The sequence below is a fragment of the Nisaea denitrificans DSM 18348 genome (assembly GCF_000426505.1).
Classification (GTDB): Bacteria; Pseudomonadota; Alphaproteobacteria; order Thalassobaculales; family Thalassobaculaceae; genus Nisaea; species Nisaea denitrificans.
In genome coordinates this window covers 1-18088 of the sequence record NZ_AUFM01000001.1, presented here as the reverse complement: position 1 = coordinate 18088, position 18088 = coordinate 1, and the positions used below count along the sequence as shown (strand labels likewise).

At 61.8% G+C, this 18088-nt stretch carries 22 protein-coding genes and 2 pseudogenes; 21 read left to right on the top strand and 3 right to left on the bottom strand.

Annotated features, from left to right (window positions below):
• Positions 1 to 11 precede the first annotated feature (11 nt).
• Genes K328_RS0100120 through merA form a run of 3 tightly spaced genes read left to right on the top strand, consistent with a single transcriptional unit; the run spans position 12 to position 2036 of the window.
• Positions 12 to 344 carry a heavy-metal-associated domain-containing protein gene (locus tag K328_RS0100120; protein WP_028464239.1) on the top strand — a complete coding sequence of 111 codons (333 nt, stop codon included), beginning with the start codon at positions 12 to 14 and terminating at the stop codon, positions 342 to 344.
• 10 nt (positions 345 to 354) lie between these two features.
• Positions 355 to 591 carry a mercury resistance system transport protein MerF gene (gene merF, locus K328_RS0100115; RefSeq protein ID WP_028464238.1) on the top strand — a complete coding sequence of 79 codons (237 nt, stop codon included), beginning with the start codon at positions 355 to 357 and terminating at the stop codon, positions 589 to 591.
• Positions 592 to 605: 14 nt separating this feature from the next.
• Complete coding sequence (merA, locus tag K328_RS0100110) at positions 606 to 2036, top strand: mercury(II) reductase (protein ID WP_028464237.1); 1431 nt, start codon at positions 606 to 608, stop codon at positions 2034 to 2036.
• 198 nt (positions 2037 to 2234) lie between these two features.
• Here the strand turns inward: merA and K328_RS21830 are convergent, their stop codons facing one another.
• Both K328_RS21830 and K328_RS0100100 read right to left on the bottom strand, forming a co-directional pair.
• A complete protein-coding gene (locus tag K328_RS21830; protein ID WP_036552887.1) occupies positions 2235 to 3473 on the bottom strand; it encodes an MFS transporter in 1239 nt (412 codons plus the stop codon).
• Complete coding sequence (locus K328_RS0100100) at positions 3470 to 4138, bottom strand: urease accessory protein UreH domain-containing protein (RefSeq protein ID WP_028464236.1); 669 nt, start codon at positions 4136 to 4138, stop codon at positions 3470 to 3472. Before K328_RS0100100 ends, K328_RS21830 begins: the two co-directional genes overlap by 4 nt.
• A 284-nt stretch (positions 4139 to 4422) precedes the next feature.
• Here K328_RS0100100 and K328_RS26210 point away from each other — a divergent pair.
• From K328_RS26210 to K328_RS0100020, 17 genes and pseudogenes are all read left to right on the top strand, one after another.
• Positions 4423 to 5123: pseudogene (locus tag K328_RS26210) on the top strand (IS5 family transposase).
• Positions 5038 to 5373: pseudogene (locus K328_RS27130) on the top strand (heavy-metal-associated domain-containing protein); the annotation flags it as partial. The pseudogenes K328_RS26210 and K328_RS27130, both read left to right, overlap by 86 nt.
• Positions 5374 to 5448: 75 nt before the next feature.
• Positions 5449 to 7746 (top strand): heavy metal translocating P-type ATPase, encoded by a 2298-nt coding sequence (locus K328_RS0100095; protein WP_425411505.1) that lies wholly within the window; start codon positions 5449 to 5451, stop codon positions 7744 to 7746.
• On the top strand, positions 7740 to 8186 hold the full coding sequence (locus tag K328_RS0100090) for a hypothetical protein (RefSeq protein WP_156901124.1): 447 nt from the start codon (positions 7740 to 7742) through the stop codon (positions 8184 to 8186). Before K328_RS0100095 ends, K328_RS0100090 begins: the two co-directional genes overlap by 7 nt.
• A gap of 135 nt (positions 8187 to 8321) precedes the next feature.
• Positions 8322 to 9758: a multicopper oxidase family protein gene (locus K328_RS0100085; RefSeq protein WP_028464233.1), complete on the top strand. Its 1437-nt coding sequence runs from the start codon at positions 8322 to 8324 to the stop codon at positions 9756 to 9758.
• Positions 9759 to 9771: 13 nt separating this feature from the next.
• Positions 9772 to 10707, top strand: a complete 936-nt coding sequence (locus tag K328_RS0100080) for a beta propeller repeat protein (RefSeq protein WP_205620552.1) — start codon at positions 9772 to 9774, stop codon at positions 10705 to 10707.
• An 11-nt stretch (positions 10708 to 10718) separates the two neighbouring features.
• Positions 10719 to 11138: a DUF411 domain-containing protein gene (locus K328_RS0100075; RefSeq protein WP_036552885.1), complete on the top strand. Its 420-nt coding sequence runs from the start codon at positions 10719 to 10721 to the stop codon at positions 11136 to 11138.
• Positions 11139 to 11234: 96 nt separating this feature from the next.
• Entirely contained in the window at positions 11235 to 11375 is a 141-nt protein-coding gene (locus tag K328_RS26530) for a hypothetical protein (protein WP_156901123.1), read from the top strand.
• A complete protein-coding gene (locus tag K328_RS0100065; protein WP_028464230.1) occupies positions 11372 to 11857 on the top strand; it encodes a c-type cytochrome in 486 nt (161 codons plus the stop codon). Before K328_RS26530 ends, K328_RS0100065 begins: the two co-directional genes overlap by 4 nt.
• Positions 11854 to 12432, top strand: coding sequence for a DsbE family thiol:disulfide interchange protein (locus K328_RS0100060; protein WP_028464229.1), 579 nt, complete (start codon positions 11854 to 11856; stop codon positions 12430 to 12432). The genes K328_RS0100065 and K328_RS0100060 overlap by 4 nt, the downstream gene beginning before the upstream one ends.
• Positions 12429 to 12950 carry a TlpA disulfide reductase family protein gene (locus K328_RS0100055; protein ID WP_028464228.1) on the top strand — a complete coding sequence of 174 codons (522 nt, stop codon included), beginning with the start codon at positions 12429 to 12431 and terminating at the stop codon, positions 12948 to 12950. Before K328_RS0100060 ends, K328_RS0100055 begins: the two co-directional genes overlap by 4 nt.
• 306 nt (positions 12951 to 13256) lie before the next feature.
• On the top strand, positions 13257 to 13541 hold the full coding sequence (locus K328_RS21825; protein ID WP_036552883.1) for a hypothetical protein: 285 nt from the start codon (positions 13257 to 13259) through the stop codon (positions 13539 to 13541).
• A gap of 58 nt (positions 13542 to 13599) precedes the next feature.
• Positions 13600 to 14256 carry an SCO family protein gene (locus tag K328_RS0100040; RefSeq protein ID WP_028464226.1) on the top strand — a complete coding sequence of 219 codons (657 nt, stop codon included), beginning with the start codon at positions 13600 to 13602 and terminating at the stop codon, positions 14254 to 14256.
• A complete protein-coding gene (locus tag K328_RS0100035; protein WP_028464225.1) occupies positions 14253 to 14690 on the top strand; it encodes a copper chaperone PCu(A)C in 438 nt (145 codons plus the stop codon). The genes K328_RS0100040 and K328_RS0100035 overlap by 4 nt, the downstream gene beginning before the upstream one ends.
• Positions 14690 to 15304 (top strand): hypothetical protein, encoded by a 615-nt coding sequence (locus K328_RS0100030; RefSeq protein ID WP_028464224.1) that lies wholly within the window; start codon positions 14690 to 14692, stop codon positions 15302 to 15304. The genes K328_RS0100035 and K328_RS0100030 overlap by 1 nt, the downstream gene beginning before the upstream one ends.
• On the top strand, positions 15301 to 15798 hold the full coding sequence (locus K328_RS21820; protein WP_205620551.1) for a hypothetical protein: 498 nt from the start codon (positions 15301 to 15303) through the stop codon (positions 15796 to 15798). Before K328_RS0100030 ends, K328_RS21820 begins: the two co-directional genes overlap by 4 nt.
• Positions 15791 to 16528 carry a cytochrome c biogenesis CcdA family protein gene (locus tag K328_RS0100020; RefSeq protein WP_028464222.1) on the top strand — a complete coding sequence of 246 codons (738 nt, stop codon included), beginning with the start codon at positions 15791 to 15793 and terminating at the stop codon, positions 16526 to 16528. The genes K328_RS21820 and K328_RS0100020 overlap by 8 nt, the downstream gene beginning before the upstream one ends.
• Positions 16529 to 16537: 9 nt before the next feature.
• On the opposite strand, the gene K328_RS25445 is transcribed toward K328_RS0100020, so the two are convergent.
• Entirely contained in the window at positions 16538 to 16960 is a 423-nt protein-coding gene (locus tag K328_RS25445; protein WP_028464221.1) for an integrase core domain-containing protein, read from the bottom strand.
• A gap of 300 nt (positions 16961 to 17260) precedes the next feature.
• Here K328_RS25445 and K328_RS27125 point away from each other — a divergent pair, with 300 nt between their 5' ends.
• Positions 17261 to 17656 (top strand): WGR domain-containing protein, encoded by a 396-nt coding sequence (locus K328_RS27125; RefSeq protein ID WP_156901122.1) that lies wholly within the window; start codon positions 17261 to 17263, stop codon positions 17654 to 17656.
• Positions 17657 to 18088: the final 432 nt, after the last annotated feature.

Genomic DNA, 18088 nt, shown 5'->3' with positions numbered 1-18088 from the left:
TAGCAAACGATATGAAACGGTCCCTCATTCTCGCGGCAGCCGTGCTCGCTCTCGGCGGACTTGGGGGCTTCAGCTTTACGACTGTCTCTACCGCTTCAGCGCAGTCCGCGGCCGCCCAGGTGGCCACGGTTCAGTCGACGACCTTCGCGGTCGAGAACATGACCTGCGCACTCTGCCCGGTCACGGTAAAAAAGGCGATGGAACAGGTCAGAGGCGTGCGATCGGTCAAGATTGACTACGCGGCGAAGACAGCAACGGTTGCATTCGATCCGTCGGTCACCACGATCGAAGCCATTGCCGCAGCTTCGGCCAATGCGGGCTACCCCGCCTCGGTTAAGGGTTAGGCAGGGATCGATGAAAGACGCAACCATACTGAAAACGGGCATCGCAGGCTCGGTAATCGCTGCCATTTGCTGCTTCACGCCGGTGCTCGTCATAGCACTCGGCGTCGTCGGTCTGTCGGCCTGGCTCGGCTGGATCGACTACGTGCTGTTTCCGACGCTCGCGGTCTTTCTGGCAATGATGGCCTACGGCCTTTGGCGGCAGCGTGCGGCGGCCTGTTGCTCAAATCAAAGCAAAGCAAACCTCTAAGGAAAAAGCCTGACATGGCCGACTGCAGCACAACCAACAGACAGAAGAACACATACGACCTTGCCGTGATCGGCGCTGGTTCCGCTGGCTTCTCGGCCGCAATCACCGCGGCCGAGGGCGGCAAGCGCGTCGCTCTGATTGGGCATGGCACCATCGGCGGCACTTGCGTGAACGTCGGCTGCGTGCCCTCGAAAACAATGATACGCGCTGCGGAAGCCCTGCATGGTGCCCAGTCGGCGCATCGGTTCCCGGGCCTGCATGGCGAGGCGCATGTCGCCGACTGGGCAGCGCATGTCACCGCCAAGGACGATCTCGTTTCGACACTGCGCAAGAAAAAATATGCCGACCTGCTGCCGGCATACGAGGACGTGACTTACATTGACGAGGGTCACGCGCGGCTCGTCCCCGGCGGAGTCGAGGTCGCCGGTCGTAAGTTCACGGCACCCAGGGTAATTGTCGCCACCGGCGGGCGCCCGGCCGTGCCCGATATCCCCGGCATCCAAGACGCCCCCACGCTTGACAGCACATCGCTTCTGAAGTTGGAACAGTTGCCCGACAGCCTGATCTTCCTCGGCGGTGGCTATATCGGTGTCGAACTCGCACAGATGATGGCTCGGATGGGCGCCCGCGTCACCATCGTCTGCCGCTCGCGCCTCTTGCCGCGCACCGAGCCGGAAGTGTCAGAAGTGCTCACGGCGACTTTGCGCGCCGAGGGTGTCACGGTTCTTGACGGCGCGACCTACGATACCGCGCGACGCAACGGGGACCGTGCAGTCCTGACCGTGACGGTGGACGGGGCCGAGCTCGATCTGATGGCTGACTGTCTTGTTCTGACGACGGGACGTGTACCCAACACCGAGGAACTGGGCCTCGCGGAGATAGGCATCGAGACCGACGCACGCGGTGCAATCCGGGTTGGCGACGACATGCAGACGACGCAGCCCGGGATCTTCGCTGCGGGTGACGTCACGGATCGCGACCAGTTCGTCTACATGGCCGCTTACGGCGCCAAGCTCGCGTCTCGCAACGCCGTGCTAGGCGGGGCGGAGCGCTACGACAACGCCGCGATGCCCTGGGTTGTGTTCACCGATCCGCAGGTCGCGGGAGTCGGGTTGACAGAGGAGCAGGCGCGTGCGGCAGGACATGACGTCATGACGAGCGAGCTGTCGCTCGACAACGTGCCTCGCGCGCTCGCCGCCCGCGACACGCGGGGCCTGATCAAGCTGGTTGCGGACCAGGCGACCAACCGCCTGCTGGGAGGTGTGATCATGGCGCCGGAGGGAGCGGACAGCATCCAGACGCTCGCGATGGCGCTGAAGGCGAAGATGACGACCAAGGCGCTTGGTGAGACGATCTTCCCCTATCTCACGACAGTAGAAGGCCTGAAACTCGCTGCGCAAACCTTCGACAAAGACGTAGCGAAGCTGTCGTGCTGCTCAGGGTGAGGCAGGGCGGCGCGAGCGTTCACCAAGCCAAGCATAGTATAGGGCGTGTACTCATAAACGGGCGAGCGCAGATGACCGCTTTCGGCGGAACCTTCGAAGACGATCAATCAATCGCGTAGGTCGGCATTGCGGACTTTCCAGACATTGGCCGCATGTCCGCTTCTCATCCGGATAGCCGAGTAGCCCCGTCTATCTCCTTCATTCTCTTACGTCGATGCGCACAAGAAACGTGGCTTGACCGATTGCTGCAGCTAGCGCAGTCGCGAATACGATCCATGTTCCCAAGGAGGCGACGGCTAAACCTCCGACAAGCGGGAGAACGAAAGCGGGTGCCGTCAGCGCGTTGAAATACCCACTATAGGCAGGGCGTCGGTCGTCCGGCGATATCTCCATCAGCAGTCCGATGACCGCAATCGTCAAGCCATTCGCCAATGCGCCGAGAACGAAGAATACGACGAGCAGAACCGGCATGGCTGCCTCCGGCGGCACGGGTATCAGCAGAAGAACCAGAAGTGCAATTTGCGGAGCCATGCGGGCAACTGCGATTCCGCGCATAAGGCTCAATTTGCCCCGGCTATCGCCCCACCAGCCCCATAACGGATTTCCCGCAAGCGCCCCCACGGTCTGGGCACCGAGCAAAAGCGCCACGTTTTCCAAACCTACCCCAAGCCTGTTGGCCGCGACGATAAAAAATGGAGCGGCAATCAGAACCGCGCCGCCGCACCATTGCGCAAAAACGAAGCGGCGGAACACTGGATCGTCTCGAAACGTCACAGCCCCCTCTCGCAGATAGGCCGTGAAACTTGTGGCCGCTTTGGTAGGCATTGCCTGTTCCGGCTCTCCCATCGCAGTGAAGATGAAAGACGACACCAACATCAGGCTCGCCGCGATCCCCAGCACTGCGGAATAGGAGATCGGGAAGTCGAGCGTCCTGAACAGTTTGTCTGCCAACGCGGCGACAAGAAGTGCAACAATCCCTCCACCGAAGAAGCGGATTGAAAGCATCCGGCTCCGGCGTTCCGACGGAACGGACCGGGCAACAATATCGTTGTAGGGAACGCCGACAATACCACTGAGGAAGGCATACAGTACCCACAGCACAAGTGTCACTGTACCGAGCGCTGCGTAGGTCCCGCCGAGTTTCGCGCCGACCCAGAGTGCGATTGCGAGCATGGCAATCGCCGCCGTTCGTCCAAACGCGCCCACGACATAGAACGGCATGGAGGAAGCACCACGACCGGCGAAATAGCCAACGAAGAGTTGAGGGAGAAGCCAGCCGAGTCGCAGGATCGTCGAAACCGCTCCGACGGCGACAGCGCTGCCCGTCAGTTGGTAGACCAGCGCCGACATCACTGTTGCGCTGTCCACCGCTGCCGAACCAGCCTGGAATGCAGTGCCTGCGCCCGCCACATGCCAAAAGCGGCGGCGGGGGGTCACGTCCCACTCCAATCCACAGGTTCTACGAACAGGCCAAACCAAATTGACCAGATACCTAGCCCTATGAAGATCATGCCCAGTAGCCAGCGACGCGGTCGCAACCAGTCCGAAAGCCGATCAAGGGGCCGGGCAAGACCGGGAACTACGGAGAGCGGTAGGAGTGGGAGCGACAGCGCTAGCGCAAAGACCCCCATCATAAGAAAACCAGTCGTGGCCGACCCGCTGACGGTCGCTGTGCCGATAAGCCCAAAAAGGATTGGTGCTGCGCAGGCGGGAATGTTCAGGCCGAACGCCAGTCCCTGAAGCAGCGGGTTGGAGGCAATCTTCCATCGTTCGGGCGCTAACCCGATGCGGTGGCGCATTATTTTGTCCCATCCCGTGAGTATCGCAAACCCAAGGCCAAGATAAATTGCGCCGAAAGCTAGCCACGCACCGGTCTGCACCTCGATAAGGCGTTGGCCCAGCACGACGATCAGGCCACCGAATCCGCCCATCACGACGAGCCGTGCCAGAAGAAAGATGAAAGCTGCGCTGATCCGCTGACCCATCGGGCGGACTCTCTGGCCTCCCAGAAAAAGCAAATGTGCGCCGATAGTGCAGGGTTCGATAAAGCCAAGTAACCCGAGGCCGAATGCAAGCAGCAGCGTTTGATCGGTGATCTCCATAGGTGCCCCTAAAATCATTAATCATAGAGGTTGATGCTAAACCTTCCACCAGCAGGAGGCTCAAGCAACCTTTCCATGAGTTGACCTGGCTACATTGCAGAAATCATGCATTTCGGGCGCGAAGCGACCGGTCGATCTAACGGACCAAGCCGCAGTGCCTGGGGGCAAAGCAGACATTGAAGTTTGGCATGCCGGCGTGATTCAAGCTCCGAAAGGGAGTCTTGAACAAGGGACATGCCCTCTCCGACGCCGAATAGCGGTTGATAGCGCCAATCCTTCCTTGCATGCCGCGAAGCGTCCCGCGTGTGGATGACAGGCGTGTCCTGAACGGCATTTTCTGGATCTTGAGGTCGGGAGCGCCATGGCGTATCTACCCGAGAGCTGGCTCCTACACCACCTGCTACAATCGCTTCGTGCTTTGGCGTTACGCAGGCGTTTGGGACCGTATCCTGACTGCCATATCGCATCGGGACGATGCCGAGGTGCAGATGATTGAAGCACGATAGGCCGCGCTCATCAGCACGCAATTTGCATCCCGAATAGTGCCAGCGAAGGCTTTGGACGTTCGCGTGGAGGGCTGACGACCAAAATCCACGCCGTTGTCGATGCGAACGGACTGCCGCTCCAAGTTATGATTACTGGCGGTCAGCAGCATCACAGTCTGATGGCGTGTGCTCTACTTGAAGGCCTACCGAGCGGCGGAATGGTTCTCGCCGACGAGGCTTAGGACGCGACCGAGATAAGAACGTTCGTGAGTTCACGTGGATGCTGGGCGAACATCCCGCCCCGTCGGAACCGGCGCGATCCGATCTGCTTCAGTCCGTATCTCTTGCATCATCGAAATCACGTTGAGCGGTTCTTCAACAGGATGAAGCACTGTCGGCGCATCGCTACGCGATATGAGAAACACGCAGCCAACTTCCTTGCATTCGTCAAGCTCGCTGCCATCCGGGATTGGCTACGCGTTAATGATTCCACGGCCTAGTCATAAGAGAATTGGGCAACAGAAGCCTCCCGGGCTTTGCTACCTTGACCTTCCCCCTACAGGAACCCCTATGTGTGAGAAAACCACGCGAGATGGAAGGCCGGTATCAATGGATGCGCAGCATATCAAGATTGCTATTGAGGGCATGACATGCGCGTCTTGCGTGGGGCGGGTCGAAAGAACTTTGGCGGATGTGAATGGGGTGACGAATGCCTCGGTCAACCTAGCCAATGGGGCCGCGCAATTGGATATCACGGAGGGTGTCGATTTAAATCAGGTCGCTACAGCACTTGGAGGCATTGGCTATCCGCTGCGGACCCGGACCGTGAAACTGACCCTTACATCGATGTCCTGTGCCTCTTGCGTTGGCCGGGTGGATCGCGCTCTCGGCGCATTGTCCGGCGTTCTGGACGTCAACGTAAACCTCGCCGCAGAGAGCGCAGTGGTGACGGTTGCCGAGGGAGTCGTGAACCCACAAGATCTTTTGACCGCGACGCGCGCGGCTGGTTTTCCGGCGGAGCTGGCAAAGACGAGCGAGGGCATCTCGGCAGCGGCACGCAAGGAGGAAGATGCTCGGCTGATCTCCCGCAAGACCATGATCGCCGCCATGCTGGCGCTGCCGGTCTTCGTGATCGAAATGGGCAGTCATTTGATTCCTGGGGTGCATGAGCTGATAACTGGCGCGATCGGGCAGCAGGTAAGCTGGTATTTCCAGTTCGCGCTGACAACGATCATCCTCGGGGGACCGGGGTGGGTTTTCTTTGCCAAGGGCATTCCCGCGCTGCTGCGAGGGGCGCCGGATATGAACAGCCTTGTCGCGGTCGGCACTGGTGCTGCTTGGGCTTATTCGGTGGTCGCTACATTCCTGCCTGGCCTTCTGCCCGAGGCTGTGCGCGCGGTTTATTTCGAAGCGGCGGCGGTGATCGTCGTGCTGATCCTTCTAGGCAGGTGGCTTGAGGCGCGCGCAAAGGGTCGGACCGGGGCAGCTATCGAGCGGCTGTTGGGGCTTCAGGTCCGCACGGCCCGCGTGATCCGCGATGGAGAGGCGGAGGAGGTCGAGATTGACGGTATTAGCGTTGGCGACATCCTGCTAGTGCGCCCAGGCGAGCGCATCGCGCTGGACGGTGAGGTTTTGAGCGGCGAGGCATATGTCGATGAGAGCATGATCACCGGTGAACCCGTACCGGTGGCCAAGGCCGAGGGCGACGCGGTAACGGGCGGCACGGTCAATGGATCGGGTAGCCTGCACATTCGCACGATGAGGGTGGGCACGGATACGACCCTAGCGCAGATCATCCGTATGGTCGAAGAAGCGCAGGGCTGCAAGTTGCCGATTCAGGGGTTGGTCGACCGGGTCACGTCGTGGTTCGTGCCGGCCGTCATGGCCGTGGCCGCGATCACCGTAGCGATATGGCTGACGGTCGGCACGAACCACGACGTGACGCTGGCGCTGGTGGCCGGAGTATCGGTGCTGATCATTGCCTGCCCCTGCGCTATGGGACTAGCCACGCCAACCTCGATCATGGTGGGTACCGGGCGCGCGGCGGAAATGGGAGTGCTGTTTCGCAAGGGCGACGCGCTGCAGGCGCTGGCGTCCGTCGATGTGGTGGCGCTAGACAAGACAGGCACAGTGACCGAAGGGCGTCCTGAAATGACCGATTTGGTGCTGGCAGACGGGTTTGAGCACGATGAAGTCTTGTCGTTGATCGCTGCGGTCGAGAGCCAGTCCGAACATCCCGTTGCCAAGGCAATCACCCGCGCAGCGCAGGTTGAGGGGGCCGCGCGCGCCAAGGTGGAGGAGTTCGAATCGATCACCGGCTATGGTGTGCGTGCCCGCGTATCGGGACGTGACGTGCTGGTTGGGGCGGACCGCTTGATGGCGCGCGAGGAGCTGGATCCCGGTAACCTTGCTAGGGCAGAGGCCGATCTCGCTGCAAAGGGCCGCACCTCGCTTTACGCTGCAATCGACGGGCGAGTCGCAGCGGTGATCGCCGTGGCGGACCCGGTCAAACCGTCGAGTGCCAGGGCGATCCGCGCACTGCATGCGGCGGGATTGCGCGTGACGATGGTCACCGGCGACAAGCGCGAAACGGCGGAGGCCATCGCTCGGGAGGTCGGGATAGACACGGTAATCGCGGGCGTGCTGCCGGATGGCAAGATTGCGGCGCTCGACAGTCTACGCGAGGGCGGCGCGCGCGTGACCTTCGTTGGCGACGGGATCAACGATGCGCCCGCGCTGGCCCATGCGGATGTCGGTATCGCGATCGGGACCGGGACCGACATCGCCATCGAATCCGCCGATGTCGTGCTGATGTCGGGTGATCTGCGAGGCATCGTGAACGCATTTCAGGTCTCCCGCCATACGATGCGCAACATCCGGCAGAACCTTTTCTGGGCCTTCGGCTACAACACAGCGTTGATCCCAGTGGCGGCGGGCGTGCTTTACCCGGCTTTCGGGCAGCTATTGTCGCCGGTTCTGGCGGCCGGGGCGATGGCCCTAAGCTCGGTCTTCGTTCTGTCGAACGCGCTGCGCCTGCGCCGCTTGCGCCCTGTCATGGACGAGCGGGCGGCCTCGACTGGACCGCGCGAGATGGCGGTCCCACAAGAGACCGCGTCATGCTGATCCGGGCGCGCGTTTGCCGCCAGCCGAGGATGACACGGGGGCCCATCACAAAAAAGTGGCTGGATAAATGCCTTCTGCGAAGCCACCCTCTAATTATGTCGCAGGTCCGAGTCATCTTTCTTTCAGCCTTAGTGGCGCTTCTTGCCCTAGGCACGGTCACGCACGCGGTGAGTGCGAACGCGATGGCGTTGGACATCGCGATGTCTGAGGGCGGCGAGATGTCGATGCCCGACTGTCAGGGTTGCCCCGAGGACGGCGACAGCGATGCGAACACGCTATGCGACCTTGTTTGTACGGCGCCTGTCACGGCCGTCTTGAAAGGCGTGGACATCGCGCAGCCCGCAGCACCATTGCTGCGTCAGGACCACCTTCTCGGCATGACGACTCCTCGCGGGCTGCGCGCGCCGCCGGACCCATTTCCTCCTCGACCCTTCATCTGATCCGACGACACACCTCCCGCGAGGGCGGGTGTGCGACCGTCGCGTCTTCTCTGAGTCCCTGACGGACGCCAGGAGACGCGCAGCCCTTGCGCCATGTGCGCGAGACCAACGGCATGCATCAGATGAGAGAGATACATGAGATCTGCATTATCACCGACGCTATCGCGCCGCGGCTTTCTGGCTGGCAGCGCCGCGTCCGGCACAGCATTTGCTCTGCGCCCCGCATGGGCTGACACGCCCGGTATCTTCACCCTGCGCGCGGCACCGGGTCGGGCGCGTTTGGCGCCCTACCCCTGGGGCGAGAGCGACATCTGGTGCTATGGCGGCACCGTGCCCGGCCCCGAGATCCGGGTGCGCCAAGGCGCGCGGCTCCGCATCGTGGTCGACAACGCACTTGCCGAAGACACGACGGTTCACTGGCACGGACTGCGGGTGCCGAACGCCATGGACGGCGTGCCGCACCTGACGCAACCCCCGATCGTGCCGGGCGAGAGCTTCGTCTACGAGTTCGACGCGGTCGATGCCGGCACGTTCTGGTATCACCCGCACCAGCGAAGCTTCGAGCAGGTCGGTCGAGGCCTCTACGGCCCGCTGATTGTCGAGGAAGCGACCCCGCCGCGCGTGGACCGTGAACTGGTCTGGGTGCTCGATGACTGGCGCCTGACGCAGGATGCATCAATCGCTGCGGATTTCGGCGACTTCCACGATATGAGCCACGGCGGACGGCTAGGCAATACGGTGACGATCAACGGTCGGGTCCCCGACGCGATGCCAGTACGAGCGGGGGAACGGATCCGGCTCCGCCTGATCAATTCTGCCAATGCTCGCATTTTCGCGCTCGATTTTGGTAATCTTGCGCCGCAAGTGATCGCGCTCGACGGCCAACCGGTCGCGCCGCACTCGGTGCCCGGCGGGCGGCTGGTCCTCGGTCCGGCCATGCGCGCAGACCTGATGATCGACGTAACCACCGAGCCGGGTGCGACGGTCTCCGTCATCGACCGGTTCTTCGCAAAGGACGCCTATGCCCTCGTCGATCTGACGGTAGCGGAGACGCCGCTCCGCGACGCGCAGCCCGACTGGTCCATGGATTTGGCCCCGAACCACCTCCCCGAACCAAACATCGGGCGCGCCCATCGTCATGAGGTGACCTTCACTGGAGGCATGATGGGCGGGATGGTCGAGCGCAAGATGGGCCTTTCTAACGGACGCGGCATGAGGGGTATGATGAACCGAATGCACGATAGCGGCATCTGGTTTGTCAACGGCGTGGCGGCCGAAGGCCATATCCTCGACCCGATGCTGACGCTGGAGCGCGATGCCTCCCACGTTATCGCCATGACCAACGCCACGGCGTTCCACCACCCGATCCACCTGCACGGCCATTCCTTCCGAGTGCTCAGCCGCGACGGCACGCCCACCGCACATCGCGAATGGCAGGACACCGTGCTGATGGCCCCGCGCGAACGGGTCGAGATCGCGTTCGTCGCCGACAATCCTGGCGACTGGATGTTTCACTGCCACATCCTCGAGCATCAGGCGGGCGGGATGATGGGGGTGATCCGTGTGGCCTGAGGGGAGAGCGATGATGAACGAGCACTCAAGGACCGGATCTCCGCTCGGACGACGCCAAGCATTGGCCATGCTGGGCGGTGTGGTCCTCTCTGGGCTGTCTCCGGCGCGGTGGGCGCATGCCGGGGGCGCCGTGGCATCCGCACTGGCTTTTGACGGCGGTGCGCTTGTCGTCGCGGGCGCGCAGGTGTGGCGGCATGACTTGTCAGGTGGCGCTTCGGCAACATTTCCCACGCCACGCGCCCATATCCGGGCGCTTGCTTGTCACCCCGCGCGGACCGGGCGGCTCTTCGCGGCGCTGGAGGGCGGCGGTCTCGATCGGTCAGACGATGGCGGCCGGACATGGCACCCGGCATCGGGAGGCCTGCCGATGCCGCAGGTGACGGCGGTTGCCACCGCGGCGGGCGCTCCGGACACGGTCTATGCCGCCGTCGCGGGCGACGGGCTATGGCGCAGCGAAGACGCGGGGGAAAACTGGTCCTTCGTGATGGACCGTCCCTGGATCGCCGATGCTGAGCGCGAGGTGCTGACGATCGCCTCTGTCAATCTCGCCTCAGGCATGGGCGGCATCTGGATCTACGCCGGCACCGAGCGCGGCTTGACCCGCGTTCCCGACTGCTTCTGCCGTTGGCAGGACGTGGTGGCGGGGAACGCGATGGATGCGCTGGTCGCGGGAACGCCGCCCGCGCCAGAGACTCCGCTGCCCGAGGGCGAGCCCGTATTGGCTCTGACCTCGGCAATGGCTGCCCCAGAACGGCTCGCTGCGGCGCTGCCCTCGGGACTTTGGGCGTCCTCCGATAGCGGGGTGAACTGGGCGCATAGATCGGGCCACGTCGCGCCCGCGCTCGCCGCTCACCCGACCGAGCCATCCCGGATCGCCGCCATCACCGCAGACGAGGTGATCCTCAGTCATGACAGCGGGGCCTCATGGGCTGCGCTCCCGACCACGTGAAAGGACATCACATGAAACGTCTCGCCCTGGCCATTTTCCTGGCTTTAGGAACCCCGGCGCTCGCAGCCGAGCCCATGACCATTTGGCGCAGTCCCAGCTGCGGCTGCTGCGACGCTTATGCCGAATACCTGCGGGCGGAAGGCTTCGAGGTCACCGTGATCGATGATCATGACTTCGTGGCCCGCTCTGTCGCCGCGGGCGTCCCCAAGCAGGGAGTGGGCTGCCACCTTGCCAAGATCGACGGCTATGTCGTCAGCGGTCTGGTTCCCGCCGAGCTCATCGAGCGGCTGCTTGAGGAACGTCCCGAAATCACTGGCATTACGCTGCCCGGCATGCCCGCCAACGCACCGGGGATGGCGCCTGAGAAGACCGGCACGCTACGCACTTACTCATTCGGACCCAAAGGAGTGACGGTCTATGCCGATGAATGACATCACACTCACCCCGCAGACAGGCTCGGGCGCTGAATTCTTACACTACCTCGCCGGGTTGGCTGCATGGCGCGAAGATAACTGGGAGGCAGGCTGATGGGCGACTGTATGAGCCAGATGATGAGCGGGTCCATGATGGGCATGATGCTGGGTGGCGGACTCGTCCTGTTGCTGCTGATCGTGGTGCTGGTCCTCGCGACGGCAGCGCTGATCAGATATCTGCGGAGGCCCGAATGACACGCCGGGCTCCCATCGCAGCGGCCGTCGCTGTTGTGGCGGCGATCGGTGCGGCAGGCTGGAACGCGGCGGCTCAACAAGCGACGGACGTCGAGAGCCTGACTTTCCTCGGCAAGACGGTCACCGCGGCGCAGCTAGTGCTTGGGCAGGAGGATTACGCCGCCAATTGCGCCTCCTGCCACGGGGCAAACCTGGAAGGCCAGCCCGACTGGCGCAGGCGGAACGAGAATGGTCGTATGCCCGCGCCTCCGCACGATGCGAACGGCCATACCTGGCACCATGCCGACCGCCAGTTGTTCACCATAACCAAGCTCGGTGTGAGCGCCATCGTGCCTGGCTACGAGAGCGACATGCCCGCCTTCGAGGGCATCCTTTCCGATGACGAAATCGTCGCAGTCCTAGCCTTCATCAAGAGCACCTGGCCCGAGCGCGAGCGCGGATTCCAGGCCGAAGTGACGGCGAATGACGAGGGCGGGTCATGAGCGACGGAGCCCGTCATGTCGCTCGCCCTGTGGGCGGAAGGTTGCTCGCGATAATCCCCCTCGCCATCGCTGCGCTGCTCTTCGCCGCCTTATACTGGGGGCTCTGGAACAAGGACGACCGGCTGCCCTCGACGCTGATCGGGCGATCAGTGCCAGATTTCGCCCTGCCGCCGATCGAAGGGCGCGACAACGGTCTTTCGTCGGAGGACCTGCGCGGCCAGGTCTCCATCGTGAACGTCTGGGCTTCCTGGTGCGTGCCCTGTCGCGTGGAGATGCCCCTCCTAGTCGAACTGGCCCAGACCGGGACTGTTCCGATCCACGGGATCAATTACAAGGACGCTCCCGACGCGGCGCTCGGATTTCTCGCGGAGCTCGGCGACCCCTATACCCGGACCGGCGCCGACCGGAACGGGCGCGTCTCCATCGACTGGGGTGTTTACGGCCTGCCCGAGACCTTCGTTATCGATGGCGAAGGACGTATCGCCTATAAGCATGTTGGCGCCTTTGACCGCCGCGCGCTGGAGGACGAGATCTTGCCCGTCGTCCGCCGGTTGCAGGCCGAGGACGGATTATGAGGCGGCGTGACCTGCTTGCCGGTGCGCTGGCATTTGCCGCCACGCCCGCCGCCGCACGACCATTGATGCCGTTGCACGAGACCCCGCGCGAGATGCTCTCGATGCCCTTCGTGGATGGCGACGGGCGGGACCTGACGCTGGCGGATTTTCGGGGCCGCGTTGTTTTATTGAACGTTTGGGCCACTTGGTGCGCGCCCTGCCGCGAGGAGATGCCGACACTTGACCGTCTGCAGGCGAAGCTTGGCGGTGACGATTTCCACGTCCTTCCCCTCTCCATTGACCGTGCGGGGCTTGGGCCGGTGCTGCGCTTTTACGACGAGACTGGCATCCTACATTTGGGCCAGTACCTCGCCGAAGACATACGCGCGATGCGCGCCCTTGCCGTCATTGGCCTGCCCACGACTCTGCTGATCGACCGGCAGGGGCTCGAACGCGGTCGCCTGATGGGTCCCGCCGAATGGGACAGCGCAGGGGCGATCGCACAATTCCAGACCATCATCGCTGAAAGGAACAGATGATCATGCCTAACATATCTTATGACCAGGACACCATCCGACCGAGGGGCTTCTCGATTCCATTCGGACGCCGCGGCCTCATCCTCAGCGCTATGGCGCTGATAGGAGCAGGCTTGTGGCTCAATTGGGGCTGGGTGGCCGCGATCGGCGCTGCCCCCCTGATCCTTGCCGTCGCCCCCTGCGCCGCCATGTGCGGATTGGGTCTCTGCATGATGGGTGGCTCGAAATCCTGCGCCACCCAAAAGAATTCGGACGCTGGTCCGGAAACTGCGAGAGAGTGATCCTCGCCCCACCAAAAAGAGCAATCCAATGAAAACGATTCAGAAACACGCATTAGCCGCCGTTCTTGGCCTCGGGCTCACCACCTCTGCGGCTCTGGCGCAGGCCAATGGCCCCGACATGCCCAAGGAGCCGATGCAGGGCATGATGGGCGGCGATATGCAGGGCATGATGCAGATGATGCAGGCCATGGGTCCGATGATGGAGGCCTGCACCGACATGATGCAGCAGATGGCGCATCATCAACCCGCCCATCCCGACAGTGCGACGCCCCCGGCCGATCAGGACACGACCACAGCGCCCGAGGGCGGCTGACATCAAGACGCCCGGGCTGCGCCGCCGCCCGGGCGACCACCCTGAAGGACACGATCCGATGCACACCACGTCCAACTCAGATGTCTTGCGACGTATCCGGCGCCTGCTCTGGGCGGCCGTTGCTATATCCGTTCTGGCTTTCGGCGGCGCGGCTCTCTGGCGCGCCCTGACCCCTTCCGATCTCCCGGCGCCGCGTGTAACGGGCGAGGCCGCGATCCTGAACGCTTATACGCTGACCGAACATACCGGTCGCACGGTGACGGCAGACGCCTATGCCGGGCGCTGGCAACTGGTCTTCTTTGGCTTCACTTTCTGCCCTGACATTTGCCCGACGACACTTGCCTATATGGCCAGCATCATGGATTGGCTGGGACCGGAGGCAGACCGCGTCGCGCCGATATTCGTTACCGTGGATCCGGCACGCGATACGGTCGACGTGATGGCTGACTATGTTGCGGCGTTCCACCCCCGTCTGATCGGCCTGACTGGAACAGAAGCACAAACCGCCGAGGCTGCTGCCAACTTCCTGGTCTGGTACGAGCGGGCCGAGGATGCCGCCGCGCCAGACGGCTATCTCATGGCGCATTCCGGATATATCTACCTGATGCGTCCCGATGGCCGATTTGAAACCATCTTCCGGGAGGGTGATCAGCCGCCGAAGAAACTCGCCGAAGAGATTTCCGTGCGCATCAAGAAGGACGACAGAGCCGAATGAAGCTTTTTCTTGCAGCGGCCTCTCTTGCCGTATTCCCCATAGCAGTATTGGCGGAGGTGGTCGTGACCGACCCCTGGGCGCGTGCCAGCATTCTCGCTTCCCGCCCGGGAGCCGCCTACCTGACCCTCGTCAGCGACATGGACGACCGGCTTTTGTCGGCCACAACACCGGCAGCCGGTCAGGTAATGATGCACGCCTCCGAGACGGATACCAACGCCATAACGCGCATGATCCATCTCGATGCACTCGACCTTCGGGCGGGGCAGACGGTGCGGTTCGCACCCGGCGGCATGCATCTGATGCTGATGGGGCTCACGGCCAAACTCGAGGAAGGCGGACAGTTTCCGCTGACCCTCAGCTTCGAGCACGCAGGTGACATTACCGTCGAGGTGCCGATCCTCAGCGTCGCATTCACAGCGCCGGAGGCAAATTGATGAGGCTCCTCACACTTGTCGCCGCGATGCTGATTGCGGGCATCGCACCGGTTGACGCGCATCATCCTGGCGAACGACTCGACGAAGTGATGGCCAAGAAGGAGCCGGGCTTCGAGCCAACCGACCTACGCCGCCTGCCGCCGCGGGCGCTGACCGGAGCCGAGGGCGCCAGCCTCAATCTGGTAGATTTCGCTAACCGTATCGTCGTGCTCAGCTTTGCACCGGAGGGCTGCGGTGCGCCCTGCGCCAATCAACAGGCACTTTTGCAGGGGGTTCAGGAAGCGGTTAACATCACACCGATGCGCGACATGGTCCTGTTCGTGACAATGGGCAGAGAGGCGGCGGATGATCCGGGTTGGCAAGCCGGAAACTGGCGTCGTGCGACGCCCACCGATGGCACGGTGGCGGAGGCCGCCAGGGCATTCGCCGCACTCTCCGCGCACGGGACGGATGCGCCCATGGTCCATATACTCGACCAAGGCGGGCGACATGCGGGCATCTTTCATGGGCCGGGCTTCGGGCGTATCAACACAGTGCTGTACATCAACGGCTTGACGAACGCGCGACCGCCCGAACCCGGGCTGCTGGACCGGTTGCTCGGAGCGTTCCGGTGACAGCGCGGTCGGAGACAGAGATGGTGGCGGGGCGTGACTGGCTAGCCGCGTTGCGCCGGTATTTCGCTTTCACCGCAGTCGCGCATCTGATCTGGGAGTTCGCACATCTGCCGCTCTACACGATCTGGCTAACTGGAACGACGGGTGAGCTTGTGTTCGCTGCGGTCCACTGCACTGGCGGAGACATCCTGATCGCGCTCAGCGCAGTCATGCTGTCCCTGTTCCTTTTCGGTAAGGGAGCATGGCCCGCGGAACGCAGAATTCCTGTCGTTGCGGGCGCGGTCGTCTTCGGACTCGTTTATACGATTTTCAGTGAGTGGTTGAACATCGAAATACGGGAAGCCTGGGCCTATCGCGACCTGATGCCGGTGATCCCGGTTCTCGGTGCCGGGCTCAGCCCGGTGCTGCAATGGATCGTTGTCCCTCTCACCGGTTTCAGTCTTGCAAGGGTGCTCCCGACCGTCCGCCGAAGTCAGGGGACCGTCAATGTTTGAACTGTCCGGGATCGGACTGATAGCTGCGTTTCTTGCCGGCGCAGTTTCCTTTGTCTCGCCCTGTGTGCTGCCGTTGGTGCCCGGCTATATCTCCTATGTCGCCGGGCATACGGCGAGTTCGATGGATATCGAGCCGTCGGATCGTCGACGACAAGCTGTTAGGATGGGCCTTTACTTCGTCGTCGGGTTTTCCACAATATTCATGGTGCTAGGCGCAAGCGCGACCGCGATCGGCCAGGTGCTGCTGAGTTACCGGTATGAACTCAACTTTGTGGGCGGTGCTATCGTAATCTTGTTCGGTCTGTTCATGATTGGCATGGCAAAGATCACAATGATGCAACGAGATATCCGTTTCCACCTGTCCGTTCCGGGTGGAAGGCCTCTTTCTGCTTATGTCCTCGGCCTCGCCTTCGGCTTTGGCTGGACTCCCTGCATCGGGCCCATCCTCGGTGCCATCCTGACAGCCAGCGCCGCATCGGCTACCGTCCCGGAAGGCATCGCCCTGCTTGCCATCTATTCTGCCGGATTGGGTATCCCGTTCCTCCTTGCTGCCGGCTTTACAGATCGTCTGACACGGCGGTTACGCACCATTGGCCAGATTGGTCGGCGGCTGCATCAAGTGGCGGGACTGGTCATGGTCGCGATGGGGATAGCCATGATGACAGGGCAGCTTTCGGTGCTGTCCTATTGGCTCCTCGATGCTTTTCCGGCCCTCGGCCGCATCGGGTAGCTGCCGCATTCAAATACGGATACTTGACTCCGTACTATAACACGGACCTTTAGCCATTCTCCGAGCCAATGTGAAGAAGCGGTGCACAATCAGTTGTGCCGCAAATGAAATGGGCTCGGCAACCTGGACAAGTCGCCAAAGTTCAGGGTGTATCCGGTTTAGGTTTAATCTTGCCTGCGTTTCGGGTTTGCCGCCCCAATTTGCTTCCCCGGGTGTTCTGTGTTCAAGCGCGGAGCGAGGCCGCTTGGTGTTGTAGAACGTGATCCAGTCTTCGATGACCTGTCGCGCTTGGAAACCGTCCTGAAACTTGGTGAGCGTCGTGATCCAATCGGCACTCGTGAACTGGCTGCCCTGATCCCTGTTCATAATCTCAGGCGCGTCGCGTTTGGCGAGGGCTTCATCCAAGGCTTTAACGCAGAAGCTGGCATGCATGGTGGTTCGGCCTCCGCCAGGCCAAGATGCGGCGGGTAGCCCAATTCATGACCCCGGCCAGAGAGAGGAAGCCGCGCCGAAAGGGGAGGAAAGTGATGTAGGCGCACTAGACCAGATCTGGCCGGTCGACCGCCATTTCCGCCAGACGCACCAGAGCGACAGTCACTATTCCACGGAACGGCCAACCGTTGCTTTTTATCGACCTTAAGAAATCAGCCCGATAGATTGCGAAAACAATCAGAAGCAAAAAAACCAAATTAGCTGATTCATGTTTTGTTCTTGGCATGATAAAATTTGATCATGCTTTCACTTGTTTACCTTCGTCTGCGCCTCATTGATTCCGAGCGAAACCGCAATCGGGTTTACGAGATTGAGATCGATCGTGATCTATTTGGCGTCATTACAGTGACGTCACGATTTGGCCGACACGGATCCAAACTGCGGGATGTTGTTTCTATAGCTCGTAATCTGGATGAAGCATACCGTACCGCCGCTTGTGTTTTACGCCGGCGCCTATCCGCACGGAGGCGTCTGGGAAGTGCTTATGTGCTCACGATGGCGGACGGCGAATGCGCACCATTGGTAAGTCATTGGCAGAAAGCCGGCGGCGCGGATCAGCGCGGGGCCGTAATTTCGCGCATTAAACAGCGAAAACCCTATGTTTCGCCAGTCGAACTACCGTTATTCGCCGCTTAAGGATTTCCGGCAGCTTCTCATCCTGCAGTGTCGAATAGGCCGTCACACGCCGATGCATGACACTTAAAACCGTCGAGGGGCTGTGCAAACCTGAATACATTCAACTGCTTCATCAACCGCAGGAGATTGGCGCCAGAATGTCTCATACATCACATCTTGGGACACTATCCTCCAAGACCTTGACCCAAATCAATGTACGCATTCGACAACTGACCTAAGTTCCATGAAAGCGGTGATCTTTTTTTGCACAGCATCCATGAAAGGACGACGCCATGAGACTGACAGTGAAGTTACCCGAATTGGCATTGGCAGGGGTTTTTATCGTATCGGTGGCCGCGTCGGCTATCGCGCACGGTCCCGACTCTCAGGGCAGCGGCCAAGGACAGATGCCGATGATGGACCGTGGCATGATGGGTCAGATGCCGATGATGG